The sequence below is a fragment of the Pantoea sp. GW821-FHT03E06 genome, from assembly GCF_059420725.1.
In genome coordinates this window covers 1460445-1484982 of record NZ_JBWKUG010000001.1, presented here as the reverse complement: position 1 = coordinate 1484982, position 24538 = coordinate 1460445, and the positions used below count along the sequence as shown (strand labels likewise).

General features: G+C 52.8%; 18 protein-coding genes. 2 read left to right on the top strand and 16 right to left on the bottom strand.

Annotation, left to right across the window (positions count from 1 at the left end):
* Positions 1–12: 12 nt before the first annotated feature.
* The 4 genes from mukB to cmoM are packed head-to-tail and all read right to left on the bottom strand — an operon-like array spanning position 13 to position 7295.
* Positions 13–4479, bottom strand: coding sequence for a chromosome partition protein MukB (gene mukB, locus AC07WB_RS06815; RefSeq protein ID WP_494940227.1), 4467 nt, complete (start codon positions 4477–4479; stop codon positions 13–15).
* Positions 4476–5210: a chromosome partition protein MukE gene (gene mukE, locus AC07WB_RS06810; protein ID WP_097094359.1), complete on the bottom strand. Its 735-nt coding sequence runs from the start codon at positions 5208–5210 to the stop codon at positions 4476–4478. The genes mukB and mukE overlap by 4 nt, the downstream gene beginning before the upstream one ends.
* Positions 5191–6513, bottom strand: coding sequence for a chromosome partition protein MukF (gene mukF / locus AC07WB_RS06805; protein WP_097094360.1), 1323 nt, complete (start codon positions 6511–6513; stop codon positions 5191–5193). Before mukF ends, mukE begins: the two co-directional genes overlap by 20 nt.
* A gap of 11 nt (positions 6514–6524) precedes the next feature.
* A complete protein-coding gene (gene cmoM / locus AC07WB_RS06800) occupies positions 6525–7295 on the bottom strand; it encodes a tRNA uridine 5-oxyacetic acid(34) methyltransferase CmoM (RefSeq protein WP_097097559.1) in 771 nt (256 codons plus the stop codon).
* Positions 7296–7419: 124 nt separating this feature from the next.
* On the opposite strand from cmoM, the gene elyC reads away from it, so the two are divergent.
* Positions 7420–8205, top strand: coding sequence for an envelope biogenesis factor ElyC (elyC, locus tag AC07WB_RS06795; RefSeq protein ID WP_494940226.1), 786 nt, complete (start codon positions 7420–7422; stop codon positions 8203–8205).
* On the opposite strand, the gene AC07WB_RS06790 is transcribed toward elyC, so the two are convergent.
* From AC07WB_RS06790 to serC, 12 genes are all read right to left on the bottom strand, one after another.
* A complete protein-coding gene (locus tag AC07WB_RS06790; RefSeq protein WP_097094362.1) occupies positions 8185–9078 on the bottom strand; it encodes a YcbJ family phosphotransferase in 894 nt (297 codons plus the stop codon). The genes elyC and AC07WB_RS06790 overlap by 21 nt on opposite strands.
* 110 nt (positions 9079–9188) lie before the next feature.
* Complete coding sequence (gene kdsB / locus AC07WB_RS06785; RefSeq protein WP_494940225.1) at positions 9189–9938, bottom strand: 3-deoxy-manno-octulosonate cytidylyltransferase; 750 nt, start codon at positions 9936–9938, stop codon at positions 9189–9191.
* Positions 9935–10117 carry a Trm112 family protein gene (locus tag AC07WB_RS06780; protein WP_039332435.1) on the bottom strand — a complete coding sequence of 61 codons (183 nt, stop codon included), beginning with the start codon at positions 10115–10117 and terminating at the stop codon, positions 9935–9937. The genes kdsB and AC07WB_RS06780 overlap by 4 nt, the downstream gene beginning before the upstream one ends.
* A gap of 89 nt (positions 10118–10206) precedes the next feature.
* Positions 10207–11424 carry a winged helix-turn-helix domain-containing protein gene (locus AC07WB_RS06775; protein ID WP_494940224.1) on the bottom strand — a complete coding sequence of 406 codons (1218 nt, stop codon included), beginning with the start codon at positions 11422–11424 and terminating at the stop codon, positions 10207–10209.
* A 22-nt stretch (positions 11425–11446) separates the two neighbouring features.
* The gene (lpxK, locus tag AC07WB_RS06770; protein ID WP_097094365.1) at positions 11447–12448 is read right to left on the bottom strand and encodes a tetraacyldisaccharide 4'-kinase; all 1002 of its coding nucleotides are present in this window, start codon (positions 12446–12448) and stop codon (positions 11447–11449) included.
* Positions 12445–14193, bottom strand: a complete 1749-nt coding sequence (msbA, locus tag AC07WB_RS06765) for a lipid A ABC transporter ATP-binding protein/permease MsbA (RefSeq protein WP_097094366.1) — start codon at positions 14191–14193, stop codon at positions 12445–12447. The genes lpxK and msbA overlap by 4 nt, the downstream gene beginning before the upstream one ends.
* Before the next feature lie 34 nt (positions 14194–14227).
* The gene (locus AC07WB_RS06760; RefSeq protein WP_494940223.1) at positions 14228–16486 is read right to left on the bottom strand and encodes a DNA internalization-related competence protein ComEC/Rec2; all 2259 of its coding nucleotides are present in this window, start codon (positions 16484–16486) and stop codon (positions 14228–14230) included.
* A gap of 201 nt (positions 16487–16687) precedes the next feature.
* Positions 16688–16972, bottom strand: coding sequence for an integration host factor subunit beta (ihfB, locus tag AC07WB_RS06755; protein ID WP_003849360.1), 285 nt, complete (start codon positions 16970–16972; stop codon positions 16688–16690).
* A gap of 86 nt (positions 16973–17058) precedes the next feature.
* A complete protein-coding gene (rpsA, locus tag AC07WB_RS06750; RefSeq protein WP_049851017.1) occupies positions 17059–18735 on the bottom strand; it encodes a 30S ribosomal protein S1 in 1677 nt (558 codons plus the stop codon).
* Between the two features lie 120 nt (positions 18736–18855).
* A complete protein-coding gene (gene cmk, locus AC07WB_RS06745; protein ID WP_097094368.1) occupies positions 18856–19536 on the bottom strand; it encodes a (d)CMP kinase in 681 nt (226 codons plus the stop codon).
* A 198-nt stretch (positions 19537–19734) separates the two neighbouring features.
* On the bottom strand, positions 19735–21021 hold the full coding sequence (aroA, locus tag AC07WB_RS06740; protein ID WP_345826970.1) for a 3-phosphoshikimate 1-carboxyvinyltransferase: 1287 nt from the start codon (positions 21019–21021) through the stop codon (positions 19735–19737).
* Between the two features lie 81 nt (positions 21022–21102).
* Positions 21103–22188: a 3-phosphoserine/phosphohydroxythreonine transaminase gene (gene serC, locus AC07WB_RS06735; protein WP_345826971.1), complete on the bottom strand. Its 1086-nt coding sequence runs from the start codon at positions 22186–22188 to the stop codon at positions 21103–21105.
* 311 nt (positions 22189–22499) lie between these two features.
* Between serC and ycaO the strand changes: the two genes are divergently transcribed.
* A complete protein-coding gene (gene ycaO / locus AC07WB_RS06730) occupies positions 22500–24263 on the top strand; it encodes a 30S ribosomal protein S12 methylthiotransferase accessory factor YcaO (RefSeq protein WP_097094371.1) in 1764 nt (587 codons plus the stop codon).
* Positions 24264–24538 lie beyond the last annotated feature (275 nt).

Here is a 24538-nt window from a genome sequence, read left to right as displayed (position 1 = left end):
CCAGATTCAGCGCTAGGTATTTTCGGTTTGCAGTCCTATTCCCGTATTTTCCTGTTTCACCGGCGAAGGATCTGCCGAGAAGCCGCGCAGTCCCACCACATGCACATGTTCAGTGTTGTTAAATACCTTACGCACCAGCTTATAGGTGGTGCCTTTCTCAGGACTGATATTTTCTGGTGCAGCAATCACCAGCTGCATCTCGAGTCGTTCGCAGAGTTCAAACAGCGTGGCGATAGAGCGTGCGTCAAGGCGTGCCGCTTCATCGAGGAACAGCAGGCGGCAGGGTGAAATATCTTTGCCACGCAGGCGACGCGACTCTTCTTCCCAGCTCTGCACCACCATCACCAGAATTGACATCCCGGTACCGATCGCTTCACCGGTCGAGAGCGCCCCACTTTCTGCACGCAGCCAGCCATCCGAACCACGGTTGACCTCCACTTCCATCTCCAGATAGTTGCGGTAGTCGAGCAGTTCTTCACCGATGGTCTGCGGCGTACGCTGCCCCATATCGATCTGCGGATTCAGACGTTGATAGAGTTTCGCCAGCGCTTCCGAGAAGGTGAGGCGATTGCTGGTGAACAGATCCTGATGCTGCTCATGCTCTTCCGACAGCGTATCCAGCAGCGTGGAGTGCGCTTCACGTACGTTCACGTTGAGACGCACGCTGCGTACCTGGCCAAAGCTCACGGCCTGCAAGCCCTGGTTTAGCTGACGAATACGGTTCTGCTCGCGCTGGATGGTTTTACGAATGATGTTCGCCGCGCTGCGTGAGCTGATTGCCAGCGTCTGTTCGCGCGCCGTCAGCTCTTCCGTCAGACGATTCAGCTCAATCTCCATCTGCTCAATCGCTTCAACCGGATCGTCGGTACGAATGATGTCTTGACGAATACGCTCGCGCAGATGCTGATACACCGCAATAAAGAACTGAATCTTGCGTTCAGGACGTTTCGGATCTTCTGACATACGCAGCACATCGCGCAGATGTTCGTTATCCGCCACCGCCAGACGCAGTGCACCGAGCGCCTTATCCGACATGGATCGCAGCTCATCACCGCTGAGGTACGCCAATTCACGACGATGCAGACGACGCTCAACGCCGTTCTCTTTAACCATGCGCAGCACCGTACACCAGCCCGCTTTGGCGCTCACCACCTGCTCACGAATCTGATGATAGTCGCGCTCCAGCTTGCGCAGTTTCTTCTGCAAACTCTCCATTTCGGCTTCACAGAAGGTGATCTGTTTTTCCAGCTGGTTACGACGCGCACGGTTGTGGCTCAGCGCGGTATACAGCTCATCACGACGAATACGCGCCCGCTCTTCCGCACTGGCATCTGCATGCACACCAATGTCCTGCATCTCTTGCTGCAGCTCTTTCAGCATGTCGCGTTTAGCATCGTAAGAACTTTTCAGCGATGCCAATACCTGCGAATACTGCGTCAGCTGCGCCTGATGTCCGCGCAGACGTTCGCGCGCGCGGCTGCGCTCGCCTTCCGCCTGCTCCAGACGCTGACGCAACTGTTCATTGAGATCGGTATTACCGCCTAACATTCCCGCTGAACTTTCGTAGCTGAAGTGCGCCCGACGCTGCACCACTTCTGTCAGCGCAAAGGCCTGCTGGCGCGCATCACGCTGCTGCTGCTGGGCTTGCTGATAATCACGCTGCAGCTGATCATGCTGCTGCGGATCGCTCTGCAATACCGAAATCAGCGGCTCCAGCTTGCTGAGTTTGCTGCCATGCTGATGCAGGAAACGCGCGGCTTCCTGCGCTTCTTCCACGCGCTCACGGATCTCTTCACAACGGTCGCCGAGCGTGTCGTCGAGCAGCAGATTAACGCGCGGCAACAGGCGGTTCAGCTGGCTGACGCCCTCTTTTGCCTGCTCAAACTGCGCGCGCTGCTGTTGATTGTCGTTTTCATGCTGCGCCAAAGCCCGCTCTAACTCGCCGCGACGGCTGTTGAGTTGACGAATCAGCGCTTCGGGATCTTCATCAAAGGCCACCGCTAAATGGCTACCAATAAAGCGGCTAAAGGATTGGTGCAGACGCTGAGTTTTCTGTACGTCAAACGACAGCGTGGCATAACGCTCAGCCAGCTGTTCCCGTTCATTGTTCAGCAGTTCCAGCTGATTTTCACGCGCCGCACGGCCAAACAGCGGCACTTTCGGGAAGCGGGAGTAGCGCCATTGCCGCTCCGCCACTTTGACGACCACCGCTTTTTCCAGCTCTTCAACGCTGAATACGCTATCGTCAAACGCCTGCGGATCACCCTCAATCAGATAGAGATCTTCCGGGCACTCGTCTAAACCATCGAGCAGTTCGCGCACCAGCGACAGATCCGGCACCACAATGGCGTGACGCGAAGGACCATACAACGCGGAGAAGTAAGGCGCGTCATCCAGCGTGACATCATCATAAATTTCAGAGAGCAGCACGCCGCCAAAACGTTCCGCCAGCTGCGTCAGGCGCGCGTCTTCCGCACCGCCCGGTTGGCTCAGGCGTTCAATCTGCTGCTCAACTTCACGCTTACGCGCCGCCAGTTCATCGCGCTCAACGGTGGTTTCACGCTCACGCTCCAGCAGCTGCTGCATAAATTCAGTGATTTGCTGGCTGCTGGTCAGCTCCTGGCCGGTTTGCTCGCTGAGTTGGGTGAGGATCTCCTGGGCCGCCAGCCAGTGTGGTGCACGCGCGGTAAGCGCGGTAATCCGTTCACGCAGCTGCTCCAGCTCCTGACGCATTAACATGCGGCGTTCGCCAGCATCCGATACGCTCTCATTCAGCTGTTCAATCTGCGCTTCAAGCTCACGCTGCAAACCTTCCAGCGCATCCGCATCGTATTGCTGTCCCTGACGTTTACAAAAATCCGCCAGTAAACGTTCGGCATCGTGTTGCTCGCGCAGACGCGTTTCTAATTCATTGAGGCGTAAACGCAGCGAGGAGAGTTGTTCGGCATGGTGGCGCTGATTGCCCGCGTCACGCAGTAATTCGCGCCCTACCTGCCACGCATCCTGACGACTCACGTCACCCGCGATGCTGGTCACTAATGCTAACGCCTGTTCAAACTGGCTGTGTGCCGCTTCAGCAACGCTCAGTTTTTGTTCCAGACGCAACAGTTGCTCGGTGGCTTCCTCTTCACGCGCCTGGAAGGTCTCCTGCCATTCAGCGGCGTTATCAATGCTGAGGTCAGGCAGCTGGCACTGCGTACGCGCTTTTTCCAGCGCCTGTAAGGCCTGCTGATATTGAATAGCACGCGTTTGCTGTACGTCGAGCGCCAGCTGGAAGTCGGCGAGCTGGCTTTTCAGCTCATCCACTTCAATTTCAGCCGCTTCGGCACGCGCTTCATTCTCTTCCTGCACGTCACGCGCTTCGGCAACAACTTCGTTCTGCTCTTCAAGGCGGTAAGTCAGCTCTTCCAGATCGGCATCGTAACGCTCGATTTTCTCCTGCTGACGCATCGCGGTTTGCACCAGATTCAGGTGATCGCTGGCGCCCTGATAATCGGTTTCCAGATCGCTCTCGGCGCCGTTGTGTTCAGAGAGTTCTCGCGCCATTTCAATATGGCGATACTGCTCGGAGATCAGCTGATTGCGACTGGTGAACAGCTCATTACGCAGCTGCAGCGCGCCGTCGAGATGAATTCGTCGCTCGTTGGCGTGGCGCATATAGTCGGCGGAAACATAGCTTGTGGCTTCCGAGATCAGATGCTTAAACAGATCGCGATCGGACTGCGTGACGCGAATGGCTTCGAGCGTCATGCGGTTTTCGCGCAGCGCCGCTTCCATATCCTGGAAGGCTTTGCGTACGCCGCCGTTTTCCGGCAGCAGGTAGTCGCGCAGCGAGCGGGTAATGGCGCTAGAGATACCACCATAGAGTGAGGCTTCGATCAGGCGATAGAACTTGCTGCGATCGCTAGCGTTACGCAGGCGACGCGGCACCACGCCAAGCTCGAACAGCACCGCATGATAGTCGGTTACGGAGTTGTACTGTTTGAATTGCACGCCTTCCTGCGCTTCAACGCGTTCCTTCACTTCCGACAGCGGTAGCACTCGCGCCTGACGGCTATTAAGGATTTCAGTCAGCATATCGGTCGGCTGCGAATCGGTCGGCAAACCGTGAATACTGAACGGTTTGATATCGACTTTTTTATCGCGTCCCGCCACTTGTTGCAGACGCACGCCCACTATCACGCGCTGGTGGCGGGAGTTGACCACATCCAGCACTGAATAGCAGACGCCGGCACGCAGTTTGCCGTGCAGACCTTTATCGCGAGAACCCGATGTTGCACCGGCTTCGGTGGTGTTACGGAAGTGCAGCAGCGTTAAGTCTGGGATCATCGCCGTGACGAAGGCGGCCATGGTGGTGGATTTGCCGGCACCGTTACCGCCCGACAGGGTGGTCACCAATTCATCAAGATCAAAGGTACGGGCAAAGAAGCCGTTCCAGTTGATCAGCGTTAGCGAACGAAATTTACCGCGTTCAATCATGCTTGCTCATCCTCCGCGTTATCACTCGCGTCGCTTTCAGCGTCAATATCATTATCCGCTTCATCGTTTTCTGCCGCAGCTGGCGCACTTTCCAGCGTCATCGCTTCGCCGTCACGAATCAGGCGCAGCTGCGCTTCACGCGCATCGTCACCGCTGCGCACGTCAGCGCCAAAGCGGAATACCGATTCGGTGATGCGGAATTTGCTGCTGTCGTTGCCCATAAACCACACCATGCCGAGGCGGCGCAGGCGGCTGAGCGAGGCGCGCATTTTTTCCTGCAGCTTGGCGCGATCAAGATCGGAACCCGTGGAACGCTGGTTTACCAGCTTGAGCAGTTTGCTCTCATCCGCCAGCGACAGCAGTTCGTCGTACAGCTCCTGCTGGGTAAAAATCCCCTCATTCGCCAATCGTTCCGGGCTGAGATAGAGATAACAAAGAATTTTGCCCACCATCATGTCCAGTTCGGAGAGCACCGAGCGTGGAATCAGCGTGGTAGAACGCGGACGCAGGTAGAAAAAGCCTTCCGGCGCGCGGATCAGCTCCACGTTGTAGCGCGCGTAAAACTCTTCAAGATATTCCTGGTAATCCATCAGAAAAGCGTGATTATCCAGCTCTTCAATACCAATGTGGCGACCCGCGCGTAACTGGCTATCAAGCGCCGGGAAAATCGGGTTTGCCAGGGCCAACGCCAGTTTAACTGGCATCACTTGTTCAATATTTGTCGATGACATGTGCCTGCACCTTGGCTCCGTAATCATTAATGGCCTGCCATTGCGCGGGCAGACCGGCTAAATCAGCTTCGGCCACGCCGAGTCGTACTGCTTGATCAATGACGATACGCGCCAGATCAAAATGACGCGCGCGTGGATACTGCGACAGGTAGTCGCGCATCACCGTGGCAAGATGGAGTGGCTTCTGCTCCAGCTTGTAGATCTGCAGCGCCTCTTCGATCATCGCGGCCAGCTGTTCGCGAATCTCATTAAACTCTTCATATTCCATTTCCGGCGGCAGCTCGCCCATCACTTCGTCATTACGCAGCGTCATCTCTTCATCGCGCATATCATAAAGACGATCGGCATTGGCGTATGTCAGCGCCCACGGCTGGTCGAAATAGTTTTGCACCGACAGGCGCAAACGCTGCGCAAAAACGCGGTTTTTATCCATGTCGATGGCGGTACGAATAAATTTGTGTACGTGGCGGTCGTAGCCGATCCACAGATCGATAGCCTGCTGACCCCAGCTGATGATGCGATCCAGCTTGTTTTGCAGATCAAACACCAGCTTATCGACAAAGCCGAGATCGGGGCTGCTGAGCGTGGCGTCCTGAATGCGCAGTAGATTGGCCTGCAGTTTATCACCCGCGGCTTCCAGCGTATCCTGCAACTCGCGCAGGGTACCGGAGGTTTCTGACAGCAACATTTCACAGCTGGAGATCGCCGCGCGCCAATCTTTGTTGAGCAGATCGGCGATATCGGTTTTCACCGCTTGCTGCTGCTCATCCATCAGGCGTTGCGTCATATCGATGCTATCGAAGATTTCCGCCACCGAATATTTGAGCGGCGCAAAGACGTTGCGATGCCAGTGGAATTCGTCGCCATCTTCTTCGGCGGCATCGGCGGCGCGTTTCAGCTCCTGCGCCACGATCGACAGCTGCATCGAGAGACGCAGCGTAGAGAACTCACGCTGACGAATGTAATAGTCGGTAATGCCAATGGCCAGCGGCGTCAGGCGATAGATAGCGTGCCCTTCCGTCAACTCGCTGGTAAAGCGGTTGAGCAAGCGCTGACGCACCATGTCATTGATGGCGTTGTTAGCACGCACCTGCACGGTTTCGTGGGTTTGCTCGAAAGCCTTGCTAACGTGACGAAACGCGTCAATCAGCTCGCCTTCACTCATTTCGCCGTCCATGCGCTCACCGTTTAAGGTGGCGATAGCCAGCAAAAAGGCCAGACGTTCTACCGGCAACGCAAGCGAAAAGTCGTTCTTGCGCGCCCATGCCACCAATTCGGGGACCGTCTGGGAAAATTCGCTCATAGTTGATCCTTCTAGCTGGGTTTGCGCGCGGTCACGTGGATATAGCGCCCTAAACTTAAAAAGGGCTCCTGGCGACAGAAACGCCGTTCCATCTCAATGATTTCCTCAACGCTCTTCCCTGCGCCGGGTTGCGGCTTCATGTAATCGCAGAAGACGCGAATGCCCGCACGTCGTTCAATTTCAAATCCGCAGTGTGTTAGCCAGCGCGTCACATCATCAGGATCGCGTGGGAAATCCGGCGACAAAGTACGCTTTTTGCGTTTGCTCATATTGGCGCGCATATAGCCGAAATTGCCGAGCGTCAGGGTGCGGAAGGTTAAGCCGTGTGCGTTATAAAACATCAGTGACAGCACGCCGCCGGGCTTTAATGTATGCCATAACGCCTGCAGCACCTCTTCTGGCTGCGCGACCCATTCCAACACCGCGTGAAACAATACCAGATCAACCTGCGTATCCAAATGTTCGCCCACCTGCTGGGCGCTAATTTGTTTGAATTGCATGTTGTGGCTCACACCCGCGTTATGCGCATGGGCTTCCGCCAGCTTCAACATCTCGGCAGAGAGATCGCACAGCAGCACCTGATGACCGCGCGCGGCTAAGCCGCTGGAGATTTGTCCAACGCCCCCACCGGCATCCAGCACCGAAAGCGGCCCGGCGGGCAACGTTGGCAGCAGGGCTTCCAGCTCGTCCCAAACAATCGCCTGCCGTACCTGGCCTTTGCGCGTGCCATAAATGTTCTGTGAGAATTTGTCCGCCAGATCGTCAAAGTTACGATCCTGCATGATGATGGCTCCGCTTTGCTGCATTCAACTTGTGCTATTTTGTCACAGGCTCATCAAGAATGAACCTTTCATGCCGCAGTAACTGTCTGGCTGCTGTTTTTTCGGACAAAAGGAGCAATATTCAATGTTTTTCGCATTAAAAAAAGTCATTGGTGGGATGTTGCTACCCTTGCCGCTGCTGTTATTACTGATGGCAGCGGGACTTTTGCTGCTCTGGTTCAGCCGCTGGCAAAAAAGCGGTAAAATCCTCATCTCTTGCAGCTGGCTGCTGCTGTTGCTGCTGAGCCTGCAACCGGTGGCCGATCGCCTGCTGTCGCCGCTGGAAACGCACTATGCGACCTGGAACGGTCATGAGCCGGTTGATTATATCGTGGTGCTGGGTGGCGGCTACACCTTCAATCCGAATTGGGCGCCGAGTTCCAACTTAATCAGCAATAGCCTGCCGCGCGTGGCCGAAGGTGTTCGCCAGTGGCGACGCTATCCGCAGGCAAAAATGATCTTTACAGGTGCGGCCGCAGGAGAGAATCCACGCAGCAGCGCCAGCGTTGCCGCTGAAGTGGCAGAAAGTCTTGGCGTGCCGCGCAGCGCGATAATCCAACTGGATCAGCCCCGAGATACCCTTGGCGAAGCGCGGGCGGTGAAACAAACCATTGGCGAACATCCCTTTCTGCTCGTGACTTCTGCCAATCATTTGCCACGTGCAATGCAGTTCTTCCAAAGCGCCGGCATGAATCCGCTCGCAGCACCGGCTAATCAACTGGCGGTAACCTCGCCATTGAACTGGTGGGAACGCGCAATCCCGTCGCCATTGTGGCTTGGCCACAGTGAGCGCGCGACCTATGAATCGCTGGGGCAAATCTGGCAGAAACTGCGCGGTGACGAGCTCAGCTCAACCCAACCAGGGGAGTAATTGCGTGCGCGCGTGATCGAAGCGCGGACGGTCAAACTGTCCGCTACTCACCAGCGTGTCGACGCAATCCCACAGCTGATATAACCAGCGTCGCCAGATAAACCCTTCTGCAACAGGCGCACGCTGTAAATAGTGTTGCAATAATGACGCTTCGGCTCCGCTATCCGCCAGCCGCATCAGCTCATATTCGCGCGGAGCCCAGAGAATATTGCCAGGCTGCATCATCGCAATCAGCTGATCGCTATGTGCATCTTTTAGCATGCTGGCGAGGCGAAGGTTGCCGTGAATTAACACGCACGGATCGTCAAATCCATTAAAAAAACGCGGCAATAGTTGGCGACTGCGGAACAAAATCTGCCGATCTTCCAGCGTGAAAAAGGGCGGCGTCAGATATCCTAGCGTCGACCACAGCACATCAACTCGCTGGCGATACCATGCAGGCCAGGTATTTTCTTGTACGCTGTCGACGCTGCCGACTAAACCCTGACTGTCGATGCGGTGCCAGGCCAGCACGCCTTCCACAATTTGTTCGCATAATTGCTCCCAGCGCGCGGCGTTGCGCGTTGGGGCTTCCGCTGATACGCCATTAAAACGCGCCATTAGCAGCATCTCATGCGCGGGTTTTTGCTGGCTAAGCACCAATCCAAATACCGCAGGCACGGCGATCAAGCCATCATGGCCCAGCATCGTGAGTTTTTTCGCTTCCAGCGCGGCGCGTCCCTGATGACGAAAATACTTCGCCACCAGCGGCATCGGCTTGCCGGCGTTATCGTAAAGCGCGTACAGCCGCGTATGCGCCTGCTCGCTAATAGTTTCGAGGCGGCTGATGCTTTCACCCAGCACCAGCGCCAGTTCTGAACGGAGCTGTTCCATGCGATATCCTCCGAAGTCAAAAGGCTAGAATATGCTGGAGGTGATGGTGGCGAGAAACTTAGCGCCAGATCAAACTTTAAGGCCAGCGAGAGCCGCTGGCCGGTCGGAGATTAACCTTGCATCGCGAGGCGAACCCGCTCAAGGTCTTCCGGCGTATCCACCCCAACACTGGGTATGGCTTTTGCCACCGCGACGTGAATTTTCTCACCGTACCATAGCACCCGCAGCTGTTCGAGTAGCTCAATGTGCTCTAGCGGACAAGGTTCCCATGCTATATAGCGACGAATAAAACCGGCGCGATAGGCGTAAATACCAATGTGCCGTAGCAGCGTGTCGCCAATCTGCTCACGCGAACGGGCATAACGTTCACGATCCCATGGAATGGTGGCTCGCGAGAAGTACAGCGCGTAACCTTTAGCATCCATGACGACCTTAACGGCGTTAGGATTGAATGCCTCTTCCGCATCGATAATCGGTACCGCCAGCGTTGCCATGCCCGCCTCGGACTGTGCCAAATTGGTGGCCACCTGGCGTACTATTTCCGCCGGGATCATTGGCTCGTCGCCCTGAACATTGACGATAATGGTATCGTCAGCAAACTGATACTTCTCAACGACTTCGGCCAGACGTTCGGTACCCGATTGATGATCCACGCGCGTCATGCACACTTCGCCACCCGCTGCCGTTACGGCCGCAGCCACATCAGGATGATCGGTCGCGACAATCACCCGATCGGCTCCCGATTCACGGGCGCGTTCCATTACGTGCAGCACCATGGGTTTGCCCTGAATATCCACCAGCGGTTTACCCGGCAGGCGTGTTGAGGCGAAACGCGCCGGAATAATGGCAACAAAACTCATGGATGGATCTCTTCAACAGAGAGCGTACGAGCTTCTACTTCGAGCAGTACCGGAATCCCGTCACGTACCGGGAAAGCCAGGCCATCAGGTTTACAGATCAGCTCTTGCTGCTCTTTGTTGAAATACAGTTTTCCGTTGCAAACCGGGCAGGCAACGATTTCGAGTAAACGATGATCCATTATCTTCTCCTTCAGGACCGATTCAGACGATTAGCATATCATAATAGCGTGCGCGAAATGGGCGTACCGACGCCCGTATCACAACGGCTTCAGCATCCAATCAACCAGCGGCTTGACCACGCTGCCAGCAATTCAGCAGGCGCATTTTCGATAATCACTTCTGTAGCACCTTGCCACTGAGCAAAGCGATTAATGGCCTTCTTTACGTCATTAAGAAAGGTGTTGCTCAGGCGCACACTCGGCTCCAGCCAGAATGCGCGAATGACCAACTGCTGTGCCTGGCGCTCCATTTTGGCATCAATGCGAGCCTTCAGTGCCCCGCGATGCAATACCGGCAAGACAAAATAGCCATACTTGCGCTTCTCTGCGGGCGTGTAACACTCAATACGGTAATCAAAATTAAACAGTTCTAGCGCGCGCCGCCGATCCCAAACCACCGGATCAAACGGCGAGAGCAGGACGGTATGCGTTGCCGACAGCGGCTTTTCCAGCAACGGTAGCAGTGTTTGGTGCAGCCACATTTCCCCGAGCTGCTCCACCTCAACGCGAACTATCTCCCCACGCGCTGCAGTTTCCGCCAGCCACGCTTTTAGCGGCGCACGTTTAAGACGATAATAATCCGCTAACCAACTGACGCGAAAAATGCCAAGACTGCGCGCGCTGTGATGCAACATCTGTATTACCGCTTCCTCTTCGCTTAACGCATGCTGTTCATCAATCCAGTCTGGCATCACGCGGCTATGCAGATCGTAAACCCGCTGGAAATTGCGTCGCTCCACCACCATCAGCTCACCGGCGCTAAATAAGTTTTCTAAATGCCGTTTGTGAGGCTTCCACGCCCACCAGCCGGGTTTGGTTTGTTTATCATGGCTAAAGTCGGCGGCGCGTACCGGACCATTAGCTGCAATGTGCGCCAGTAGCTCAGCAATTTCCTGCTGATGTTCATCTACCCATTGCGCGCTGTACTTCCAGCCAAGTCGCTGCGGTTGCAACATACGATGGCGAAGCAAGGGGTAATCTTCGAAGGGGATAAAGCAGGCTTCATGCGCCCAGTACTCAAACAACTCACCGGCTGCCAGCGCCTCCTCCAGCCAATGGGCAGGATAAGCACCAAGACGGCTATACAGCACCAGATAAGGGCTACGCGCTACAACATTTATTGTGTCAATCTGCAGCAAGGACATCTGGCGCACGGTAGCGTGAATATCGGTGAAACGTGCGCGCCGGACCAAAGGACGTAACAGTCCCTGGGCAGCCAGGTGCAAATGGCGAGCGGTTTGTAATGACAGGGAAGCAGCGAGGTTCATAACTCTTTTCCCATTGCGAAGGTTAGTGCGAGCGGGCGTAGCGCGCCATCGAACAGAGTTGGACGATATCGTCTAACAAGGTTGAAACGGTTGCACCTTGCAAATGAGCATCTACTGGCAGGTACCACCAATTAGGTTGGGCAAACTGACGGCATTTCACCGCATCTTTTTCCGTCATGAGCAGGCATTGTTTAGCATCTGTCAGCCGGGATAATTCGTCTTCGCTGTATGCGTGATGGTCGGCAAAGGCGATTTCTGCTACTGCCTTGATGCCTTGCTGTTTGAGCGTATTGAAGAAGCGAGGAGGATGTCCAATGCCAGCCATTGCCACGATTTCAGGTAATTGGTCCAGCGATGCGGTGGCACCACTCATGAGATTTATTGCCTGACCCGGCTGCAATGTCATAGCGATTTCGTCGCCTTGCGCCTCCCCACCGTTAACGATCACCGCATTGACTTCCCGAAGCCGAGAGGCGCGCTCTCGCATTGGCCCAGCCGGTAACCACCAGCCATTACCAAAGCGGCGCATACCATCCACCACCACAATTTCGCGATCGCGCTGCAATGCATAGTGCTGCAGGCCATCATCGGTAATGATGACGTCCAGATCGTGTACAGCAAGCAAGCCTTCCACAGCCAGCCGACGCTGGGGTGCAACGGCAACCGGCGCCTGAGTACGCTGCGCGATCAATACCGGTTCATCCCCGGCTAATGCCGTAGAGGTCTCCCCCGTTACCAGTAGTGGATAACGATCTGCCTTACCACCGTAACCACGCGACACTACGCCAGCGCGTAACCCGCGTTGTTGTAATGCCTGCACCAGCCAGATCACCACCGGTGTTTTACCATTACCACCCGCGGTAAGATTACCGACTACCACAACGGGGCATGGCGCACGCCAGCTTTTACGCCAGCCGCGTTGAAAGCTGAGGCGAATCAGCCAGGTGATCGCCCCATACAATACACTCAACGGCCAGAGCAGCAGCCATAACGGTGAGCGCCCGCTCCAGATGCGTTCAATCATTGACCGAACTGCAGCTTGTGAAGTTGCGCATACGCGCCCTTCTGTTCTAGCAGCACACTGTGCGTGCCGCGTTCCACGATGCGACCATCTTCCACAACGACGATTTCATCGGCTTTTTCAATGGTCGACAGGCGATGCGCAATAACAAGCGATGTACGATTTTTTTGCAGCTCATCCAGCGCGGCCTGAATCGCACGTTCTGATTCGGTATCGAGCGCGGAGGTTGCCTCATCAAGAATCAAAATTGGGCAGTCACGCAGCAATGCACGGGCAATGGCAATACGCTGGCGCTGTCCCCCTGAGAGCAGCACACCATTTTCACCGATCACTGTATCCAGACCATTATCCATCTTTTTGATGAAGTCCATGGCATGTGCCATGGTTGCGGCCTGTTCAATCTGTTCACGGGTGTACTGACCGTTGCGGGCATAGGCGATGTTGTTGGCAATGGTATCGTTGAAAAGATGCACATTCTGAGAAACCAGAGCCACCTGATTACGCAATGAGCGCAGCGTATATTCACGCAGATCGTGACCATCAAGCAGAATTTCACCGCTATCAATATCATAAAAACGCGTCAGCAAACTGGCCATAGTGGATTTACCAGAACCTGAACGGCCAACCAGCGCCACTGTTTTGCCAGCAGGCAGCGACAGATTAATATCGCGCAGCGCGGGGATTTCACGCCCTGGATAAGTAAAGGTCACATTCCGGAATTCAACATCACCATGAGCACGTTCTATTTCACGTTTACCTTCGTCAATTTCCTGTTCGCTGTCGAGAATCGAGAACAGGGTCTGACAAGCTGCCATACCGCGCTGGAACTGCGCGTTTACGTTGGTTAACGACTTAAGCGGTCGCATCAGCGCAATCATGGAAGAAAACACCACGGTAATGGTCCCGGCGGTGAGCGTATCCATTACGCTTGGGAAGCTTGCTGCATATAGCACGAAAGCAAGCGCCAGCGATGCAATCAGCTGAATAACAGGGTCAGAGATAGAAGATGCCGACACCAGTTTCATGCCCTGCTGACGCATTTTATTGCTCACCTGGGAAAAACGGTTAGCTTCCACTTCTTGGCCACCAAAGATCAATACTTCTTTATGACCTTTCAGCATTTGCTCGGCACTGGTGGTGACTTGTCCCATCGTGTTCTGCATATTTTTGCTGATGCTGCGGAAGCGTTTGGAAACAGTACGAATCGCAAAGGAGACAATTGGAGCTAACACGATGAGAATCAGTGAAAGTTGCCAACTGTAGTAAAACATCATGATGAACAGGCCGATGATCGAAGCACCTTCACGCACGACCGTGACCAGTGCGCTCGAAGAAGATGAGGCAACCTGTTCAGAATCATAGGTAATGCGTGACAGCAAGGTACCCGTTGATTGCTGGTCAAAAAATGTTACCGGCATGCCCATCATATGGCCGAATAAACGACGGCGCATGTTCATTACCACATTGCCGGAAACCCAGGATATGCAGTAGCTTGAGATATAGCTGGTTACGCCACGGACCAACATCAGGCCGATCACCACCAGCGGCATCCACAGCATTACGGATCTGTCAGCTTTACCGAAGCCGTCATCCAGTAAAGGTTTCAACAGAGAGAGCATCAGGGTGTCGCCTGCCGCATTGAGTATCAGCGCCACTGCTGACACATAGAGGCCAGCCTTGTGGGGCGCAATCATCGGCCAGAGTCGGCGGAATGTCTGCCACGTTGAGAGATCTTTATCTTGATGCATTATTTATTCACGCTGTTTGAAATAGCCGCTCATTCTACCTGGAATCACGTTTGACGCCAAACCACTGATGATACCAACGAGGCTTTATTTGTTCTCTTAACCCCTTAATTTGCCAATGCCCCTGCCTGACACTGATATGAATCTGCCCAGATTGAGCGGTGTCAAACCACATGTAACCCTGCTGAAGATAGCGCTGGACTACGGCTTGTGCCGGCATACGCCAGGCGTTATAACGTGCCACCGAAGCAAATGCCGCCTGCCCTGCAACATTACGTAACAGTAATGGTCCCGAAGATGTGCGACTGCCATGATGAGGAACCTGTAACAACGTCGCTTTCAGCGCCTCTTTTTCCAGCGCGACAATTTTTCTCTCCGCTTCTAACTCAATATCTCCCGTGAGTAAAAGACTCACTCGTCCATCGTCGACGCGAACCACGCATGAATCATTATTTTGCCCTTCCGTTTGATTAACTGGCGGCCATATGGCGGTGAATCGCAATTTACCCCATTGCCATTGCTGCCCTCGATGGCAAGGCATATGCCCCGCTTCTGACAAGGCGCTACGAATTTCTATGCTCGGATTAGCGCTAACGAGTGAGTGTAGTCCACCGCGGTGATCCAGATGCTTGTGGCTTAATATCAGTGAATGCAGCTTGCGGCCGTGATAGTGCAGCCACGGCAGAATAACGCGCGCCCCCGCATCATCCTGCTTCCAACCTGGGCCAGTGTCATACAGCATCACGTCATCACCCTGCGTAATGGCAATCGCTAAACCGTGGCCTACATCAATCATGTCGATTTGCCAATCATCACGCTGTGTATTACTACGCCAAAGGAAAAGGACGACGGTCAAACTAATACAAGGCATTATGCTGCGATAAATCAACCCGCTACGCCAGAATAGCAATCCCCCCCAAATCAGCATGAGAGCGGGCAACGTATCGCTCCATGCCCACCAGCCCGCAGGTAACCACTGTAATCCTTGCATCACTTTACTTACCGAAAAATCGGCCAGGTGCCACAACCCATTCGAAATCGATGGCAAAGGAAAGAGCATGGCCAACAATATCAATGGCACCGTGATAAAAGAGACGACGGGGACCGCGATAAGATTCGCGATCAGAGCACTTAGGCTAATTCCCTGGAACAGAAAAATCTGTAACGGTGCCATCAGGATCATCATGCCTAACTGGAGGTGCAGCAGTTGCAGAGGTAACCATCGTCGCTTACTGCGAAAATGATGGGGTAAAGCAAACCACTGATACCATGCAATCAACATTGCAACCGCAAGTGCCGATAACCAAAAGCTTTCTGATAACACGGTTAGCGGATCAAGCCACAGTAATCCCGCAATGCAGAGCGTCCAAACTTGCCATCCACTCATTTGCCAACCGGCAGCACGGATTGCTATCCAGAGCATGAGGGCTATCAACGCACGCTGTGCCGGGGCATGGTTGCCGGAGACCCAGCCATAAATTACTGCGGTAAAAGCGCTGACTGCTAGCGGAAACAAATAGCTCATTAAATGTGCCGGAAGGATCCCCTGTATGACACGCGCCAACAGCCACCCCACGCTAGCCGCAAGCGCGATATGCATGCCAGAGATTGCCATCAAATGAGCCGTTCCGGTTTCACGCAGTAGCCGTCGCTGCTCATCGGTCATATTGTCACGTATACCAAACGCGAGGGCCTGCACAATTGCAGGTTGCTGTAATGCAGAAAAAGCAGGCAAGTGATAATTGATTAAGCGCGTTCGCCAACTACAAGTTAGCGATTCTGGCCGCTGGCTGATAATTCGACCTTGCAGCGGTATATGGTTGGATAATGCAAAGCGCTGAATATCGAACTCGCCTTCGTTTAGCCTGCCGTGAATAGCACGTAATCGCAGCTTCATCTGCCAGCGTTGACCGGCGCAGAATGGTTGTTCCGCCGCGACATAGTTAAGTGAGGCATATATTGGCGGAAACTGATAACGCTCGCCGACACGCATGATTTGTACGGTTAACTGCTGCTTTTCTTCGCGAACGTCGGTGATACGTACTGTTGCGTCTACAGGGGCAGCAGCCAAATACTCGATGGTATTGATAATATGCCGGGCTTCCATCAGCGCCCAAGCCAGCATTAATAAGCCAACGCCGGCCAGACGTAACCATTGCTGCGGCATCAGTCCGAGCAGAACAGCAAATCCCACGGTGGCGATTATTACGCTGGTTTGGGGTATATGCGGCAATACTCCTAATGGCAACGCTGCCACTATCATTATTCTGGCCAGCACTATCCAGCTCATCTGCATTGTTACTCTCCTTGAGAAGAGTAAGAGTTTGCATCGCAGACGAACATTTAGCTTTGGTGAAAAAGTGGCTTACAGAGAGGGATTCAGAAGTTTTTCAGATATTACATTTGCTGCAACAGCATTTTGGGAGCTAAAGCACACGCCTGGTTACAGTCAAAAAAAACGACACTCGAAAGTGTCGTTTTATCGTTCGGTAACGGCTTAGCCGTAGATGTTCGCACGGTCACGCAATTCTTTGCCCGGCTTAAAGTGGGGAACGTATTTACCTTCCAAATCCACTTTATCACCCGTTTTCGGGTTACGCCCGGTACGTGGTGCACGGTAATGCAAAGAAAAGCTGCCGAATCCCCGGATTTCAATGCGCTCGCCCTGTGCCAACGTAGTGGCCATGTGCTCAAGCATCTCTTTGACCGCATCCTCAACGACTTTCGCCGGAATATGAGTGTGCTGGCCAGCAAGTCTTTCAATCAGTTCTGACTTGGTCATGTAACCTCCGGTTAATCCTTGTTTGGAAAGGTATGACAGCTTTTACCGAAACCGGACGATTTGCATCGTCCGGTGCTTTAGGTCGATTACTCGCCTTTAGCCGCTTTGAACGCTTCAGCCATTGCGCTAGAGAAGTTGCTGCCTTCATCCTGTTTAGTGTTAACAGTGTTGATAGCTTCTTTCTCATCAGCCTGGTCTTTAGCACGAACAGACAGGCTTACAACGCGGTTCTTACGGTCAACGCCGGTGAATTTCGCTTCAACGTCGTCACCAACACTCAGAACCAGAGTTGCGTCTTCGATGCGGTCCAGAGAAGCTTCAGAAGCGCGCAGGTAACCCTCTACGCCGTCAGCTAATTCTACTGTAGCACCTTTCGCGTCAACTGCAGTGACTTTACCCGTCACGATAGCGCCTTTCTTGTTCAGGGTGATGTAGTTGTTGAATGGATCTTCAGCCAACTGCTTCACGCCCAGAGAGATGCGCTCGCGCTCTGCATCAACCTGCAGTACAACGGCAGCGATTTCGTCGCCTTTTTTGTACTCACGAACGGCTTCTTCGCCAGTCGCGTTCCAGGAGATGTCAGACAGGTGAACCAGACCGTCGATGCCACCGTCCAGGCCGATGAAGATACCGAAGTCAGTGATTGACTTGATTTTACCTTCAACACGATCGCCTTTGTTGTGGGTCTCTGCGAACAGCTGCCATGGGTTAGATTTGCACTGCTTCAGACCCAGGGAGATACGACGACGTTCTTCATCGATGTCCAGAACCATTACTTCAACCACGTCGCCTACGTTAACAACTTTAGACGGATGGATGTTTTTGTTGGTCCAGTCCATTTCTGAAACGTGTACCAGACCTTCAACGCCTTCTTCGATTTCAACGAAGCAGCCGTAATCAGTCAGATTGGTTACACGACCGGTCAGCTTGGTGCCTTCCGGATAACGCTTAGCGATAGCTACCCATGGATCTTCGCCCAGCTGTTTCAGGCCCAGAGATACGCGGGTACGCTCGCGGTCGAACTTCAGCACTTTAACAGTGATTTCGTCGCCCACGTTGACGATTTCGCTCGGATGCTTAACGCGTTTCCAAGCCATATCGGTAATGTGCAGCAGGCCGTCAACACCACCCAGATCCACGAATGCACCGTAGTCAGTGAGGTTCTTAACGATACCTTTAACTTCCATGCCTTCCTGCAGGTTTTCCAGCAGCTGATCACGCTCAGCGCTGTTCTCAGATTCGATAACCGCGCGACGTGAAACCACGACGTTGTTACGTTTCTGATCAAGCTTGATTACTTTGAATTCAAGCTCTTTGCCTTCCAGGTGCAGTGTGTCGCGAACCGGACGAACGTCTACCAGTGAACCTGGCAGGAACGCACGAATACCGTTCAGCTCAACTGTGAAGCCACCTTTAACTTTGCCGTTGATAACACCGGTAACGGTTTCAGCGTCTTCGTAAGCTTTTTCCAGCGTGATCCAAGCTTCATGACGTTTAGCTTTCTCACGGGACAGCAGGGTTTCACCGAAGCCGTCTTCTACTGCGTCCAGCGCAACGTCAACTTCGTCACCCACCTGGATTTCCAGTTCGCCGGCTGCGTTCTTGAACTGCTCTGCAGGAATAGCAGATTCAGATTTCAGACCCGCATCAACCAGGACTACGTCTTTGTCGATAGAGACAACAACGCCACGAACGATGGAACCCGGACGGGTTTCGATTTCTTTCAGGGACTCTTCAAAGAGTTGAGCAAAAGATTCAGTCATATTGATAATCTTAGGATTCTTCAATTTAACGTCCACCTGACTTCATTGTCGGATGGGGTTGTTTCACATGCCCTGCACCGGGTCCTTGGTACAGGGTTACAGCAATTCATTTGCCGACGATTAAATGCCTAATTTACTTTTGGCATAATCAAGTGCCTTTTCAATCACTTGCTCGATAGACATACTGGTTGAATCCAGTACCAAAGCATCTGTGGCAGGCACTAAAGGCGCGATTGCGCGACTACGATCGCGGTCATCACGTTCCTTTATCTCGGATAAAAGGCGATCAAAGTTAACATTAAAGCCCTTCTCCTGCAACTGTAGCATACGGCGGTGCGCGCGCTCTTCCGAGCTGGCGTCGAGGAAGATTTTCACTGGAGCATCAGGGAAAACCACCGTGCCCATGTCTCTTCCATCGGCGATTAAACCGGGCTCTTCGCGGAAGGCTCGTTGGCGGCGCAAAAGCGCTTCACGTACACGTGGAAAAGCGGCAACCCGCGATGCGGTATTACTCACTTCTTGCGTACGTATTTCACCAGTGACATCTTCACCTTCCAATACAACCTGCATTTCACCCTCTACCGATAAAAAACGCACGTCGAGGTGCGCAGCCATCGGCACCAATGCTTCTTCAGATTCGATATCAACCTGATGGTGAAGGGCAGCCAGCGCCAAAACGCGATAAATGGCGCCTGAATCCAGCAAGTGCCACTGCAACGACTCCGCCATCGCTTTACATAATGTCCCTTTACCCGCGCCACTTGGCCCATCGATGGTAATAACCGGGGCGATTGCCGTCATTGTTCTCTCCTGTTGCTGCGTGCTTATTGTCAGCCTTCTTGGCCGCCTTGGATTGCGCGGCATTATACGCTGCCTGCGAGAGGTTCGTTACCCTTTAGCTTAGACAGCGCTAGAAATATAGACAGATTCAGAGAAATTTCCGCCTGATAAGGCCAGGTGAGAACAAAGAAGCCCGGTACGATGCACCGGGCTGGGTCATTAAGAAGCGTGGCTAATTTTCGCCAGCTGCTGGAAATAGTCCGGGAAGGTTTTCGCCGTACAGCCGGGATCAAGGATCGTTACCGGCGTATCGGAAAGCGCGACAAGAGCGAAACACATTGCCATCCGGTGATCGTTATACGTACCGATGTCCGCATGCTGCAGTTGTTCAGGTGGTGTAACGCGAATAAAATCGTGTCCCTCTTCCACTTCAGCGCCGACTTTACGCAATTCAGTAGCCATGGCAGCCAGACGATCGGTCTCTTTCACGCGCCAGTTATAAATGTTACGCATCAGGGTGGTGCCTTGAGCGAACAAAGCGGTCGTGGCAATAGTCATCGCCGCATCGGGAATATGGTTCATATCCATGTCGATAGCGTTAAGTGAACCACGTGTGCAAGAGATGTAGTCATCTCCCCATTCAATCACTGCGCCCATTTTTTCAAGTACATCTGCAAAACGGATGTCACCTTGAACGCTGTTGCGACCAATGCCCGTCACGCGCACCGTACCACCTTTAATGGCTGCCGCAGCGAGAAAATATGAGGCTGAAGACGCATCACCTTCCACAAGGTATTCACCCGGCGACAGGTACTGCTGTTGTCCCTGAACGACAAATCGCTGATAGTTTTGGTTATCAACATCTACGCCGAAACTACGCATCAGATGCAGCGTGATGTCGATATAGGGCTTGGAAACCAAATCGCCTTTGATGGAGATAATAGTATCTTGCTCTGCCAGCGGTGCAGTCATCAGCAATGCGGTTAGGAACTGGCTGGAAACACTGCCATCTACGCTAACTTCACCGCCCACAAATCCACCATTGAGACGCACGGGTGGATAGTCGGTCTGCTCCAGATAATCGATATTCGCCCCACCCTGACGCAGTGCGTCAACCAGGTGGCCAATCGGGCGTTCTTTCATACGCGGTTCGCCAGTCAACACTACCGATTGCTGGCCCAAACACAGCGCAGCCGCCAATGGGCGCATTGCCGTTCCTGCATTACCGAGAAATAGCTCGAGCGATTTTTCTGCTTGCAAAGGTCCAGCGTTACCTACAACTTCACACACCGTGCGATCGGCTGAGAGAGTGAATTGGACACCTAACGCATGTAGCGCGTTCAGCATATGTTTGACGTCATCGCTATCAAGCAAATTGGTCAGGCGCGTAGTGCCTTTTGCAAGTGCAGCCAGCAAAAGTGCGCGGTTAGAAACACTTTTGGAACCCGGCAAATTTACCGTGCCGTCAACGCGAGTAATCGGTTGTAGAGTCAGGGAGTCCTGCATGTGAAACCAAATCTCCAGAAAATACGAGACCCCATCGTGTGACGGGGCCTGATACCAGTCAGACTGGCATGAAAAGAGGGATTAACCGTGGCGACGTTCGAAGTCGACCATAAATTCAGTCAGTGTTTTAACGCCTTCCAACGGCATCGCATTGTAGATCGATGCACGCATACCGCCAACCACGCGATGGCCTTTCAACGCGTGCAGACCGGCGTTGAGAGACTCCTCAAGAAACACTTTATCCAGAGCCGAATCCGCAAGCTGGAATGGCACGTTCATACGCGAGCGGTTTTCGGTTGCGACATCGTTGCGATAAAACGTACTGTTATCAATCACGCCATATAAAAGATCGGCTTTAGATTGATTCAGCTTGTCCATCTCAGCAACACCGCCCTTCTCTTTCAGCCATTTAAATACCAGCCCAGAGAGATACCACGCAAAAGTCGGCGGGGTATTAAACATTGATTCGTTTTCAGCTAGTACTTTGTAATCAAGAATTGAGGGCACATAACGCTGTGCTTTACCTAGCAGATCCTCACGCACAACGACTAGCGTCAAACCCGCCGGACCGATATTTTTTTGCGCACCGGCATAGATAACGCCGTAGCGGCTGATATCAATTGGACGCGATAAAATAGTTGAAGAGAGATCCGCAACCACAACTTTATCGCCAAAATCGGGTTCTTCATCAATAGCAATACCATCAATGGTTTCGTTCGGGCAGAAATGAACATAAGCCGCATCATCGTTCAACTGCCATTCGCGCATAGGCAACAGAGCGCGTTTACCGTTACGCGTGGTTTTTACATCAATAGTATTGGGTACGCAGAATTTTTCGGCTTCTTTGATGGCACTATGAGCCCAGTAACCGCCGTCGATGTAATCCGCCGTTTTGGCGTCACCCAGTAAGTTTCCTGGGATCGCCGCGAACTGCGCACGCGCACCGCCGTGGCAGAACAAAACTTTGTAGTTGGCTGGGATCTTTAGCAGATCGCGAAAATCTTGTTCGGCCGCTTCCGCGACAGCAATAAACTCTTTACTGCGGTGACTTATTTCCATCACCGAGGTGCCTAATCCATGCCAGTTTGTCAGTTCTTGTTCTGCGCGACGGAGCACTTCCACCGGCAGCATAGCCGGACCGGAGCTAAAATTATAAACCTGCGTCATTTCCCCTCACCACTGTCATATCGAACGGTTATGAATACTTCCCCGGTTTTATCATTGCCTCCGAATGGCTGCAATCATTAATCCGGCAGCGATCACATTTCCAGAGCCGGCTCCACCGCAGCTTATGTCATAAATGCATTAAGCTTTGGAATTTTGTGAGGCGGCTTCCTGAAGTCAAAATCAGAAGGGCAGATGGCGTATACGCCATCATCATGCCGAGATAAATTTGGCGGACTGAATAGCGAAGCATGCGTAAAACCCGTATTATTGCGCGCTTTACGCCCACCCCATTGACTTGAGAGAGCGCCATCATGACGCAAACGTTTATCCCCGGTAAAGACGCCGCATTGGAAGATTCCATTGCCCGCTTTCAGCAGAAACTGCAAGACCTGGGTTTCAACATTGAAGAAGCTTCCTGGCTGAACCCGGTACCACACGTCTGGTCAGTGCACATTCGCGATCGCGATTGCCCGCTGTGCTTTACGAACGGCAAAGGTGCCAGCAAAAAAGCGGCACTGGCTTCAGCGCTGGGCGAATATTTTGAGCGCCTCTCAACTAACTATTTCTTCGCGGATTTTTGGTTGGGTAAATCTATTGCGAACGGTGACTTCGTTCACTATCCAAATGAAAAATGGTTCCCGCTCACGCAAGATGACAGCTTGCCGGAAGGCATTCTGGATGCGCGTCTGCGCAAGTTCTACGATCCTGAAGAGAGTCTGGGTGCATCAGAACTGATTGATCTGCAATCGGGCAACAACGAGCGCGGTATTTGCGGCCTGCCTTTTACCCGCCAATCAGATCAGCAAACCGTTTATATTCCGATGAACATCATCGGTAATCTGTACGTTTCGAATGGTATGTCTGCGGGTAACACCGCCAATGAAGCGCGCGTGCAAGGCCTGTCTGAAGTGTTTGAGCGCCATATCAAGAATCGTATTATCGCAGAATCCATTAGTCTGCCAGAGATTCCTGAAGCGGTGATGCAGCGCTATCCGGGCGTGATTGAAGCGATAGAACGTCTTGAAGCCGAAGGTTTCCCCATCTTCTCCTATGACGCTTCGTTGGGTGGCAAATATCCGGTTATTTGCGTTGTGCTATTTAATCCCAAAAACGGCACCTGCTTCGCCTCGTTCGGTGCACATCCAGACTTCGGCGTTGCGCTGGAGCGTACCGTAACTGAACTATTGCAGGGTCGTGGTCTGAAAGATCTCGATGTCTTTACGCCACCTACTTTTGATGATGAAGAAGTTGCAGAGCACGCGAATCTCGAAACGCATTTCATCGATTCCAGCGGCCTGATTTCCTGGGATCTGTTTAAAGACGATGCGGATTATCCCTTTGTCGACTGGAGCTTTGCGGGTACAACTCAGGAAGAGTTCGATACACTAATGGCAATCTTCCGTGCGGAAGATAAAGAAGTGTATATCGCTGATTACGAGCACTTGAGCGTTTACGCCTGTCGCATCATCGTGCCTGGCATGTCCGATATCTATCCTGCTGAAGATCTTTTATTAGCTAATAACAGCATGGGCGCATCGCTGCGTGAGACCTTGATCGCATTACCAGAAAGCCACTGGGAACCTGAAGCCTACCTCGAGCTTATCGAGCAGTTAGATGAAGAAGGTCACGATGATTTTACCCGCGTGCGCGAGTTATTAGGTCTGGCATCGGGCAAAGACAATGGCTGGTACACACTGCGTATTGGTGAGTTAAAAGCGATGCTGGCTCTGGCCGGTGGTGATTTGGACCAGGCGTTGATTTGGACTGAATGGACAATGGAATTCAATCAGTCGATCTTCAGCGAAGAGCGCGCTAACTATTACCGTTGCCTGCAAACTCTGCTGCTGCTGGCGATGGAAGAAGAACGCGATCCGCTTCAATATCATCGCGCCTTTATTCGTATGTATGGCGAATCAGCTGTTGATGCGGCTTCCGCGGCAATCAGCGGCGAAGCACCATTCTATGGATTGCAAGCTGTAGACCTGGATTTGAAAGCGTTCCCTGCGCATCAATCACTGTTAGCAGCTTATGAAAAACTGCAGGCCGCTAAGCGTCGTTATTGGTCACAAAAATAATCATCATTATTTAATTTTTAAACATGCTGATTAGCTCAAACGTAAATGGCACTGAAAGAAATCAGTGCCATTTTTATATAATGCAAATTCAGCAGCCGTTTTGCCGAAAAATAAATAACAACTGAGCTTCATTTATTAATGCAATTTAACAATTCACAGTAAGGAATAGATAGCCATTCAACTTATTTCGCATAAATTAAAAATTATTTATTCATTTATATTCAAGTGCTTAACCAAAAATTTCACTCCAAAACGCTTCGCTTACTACCCACCCT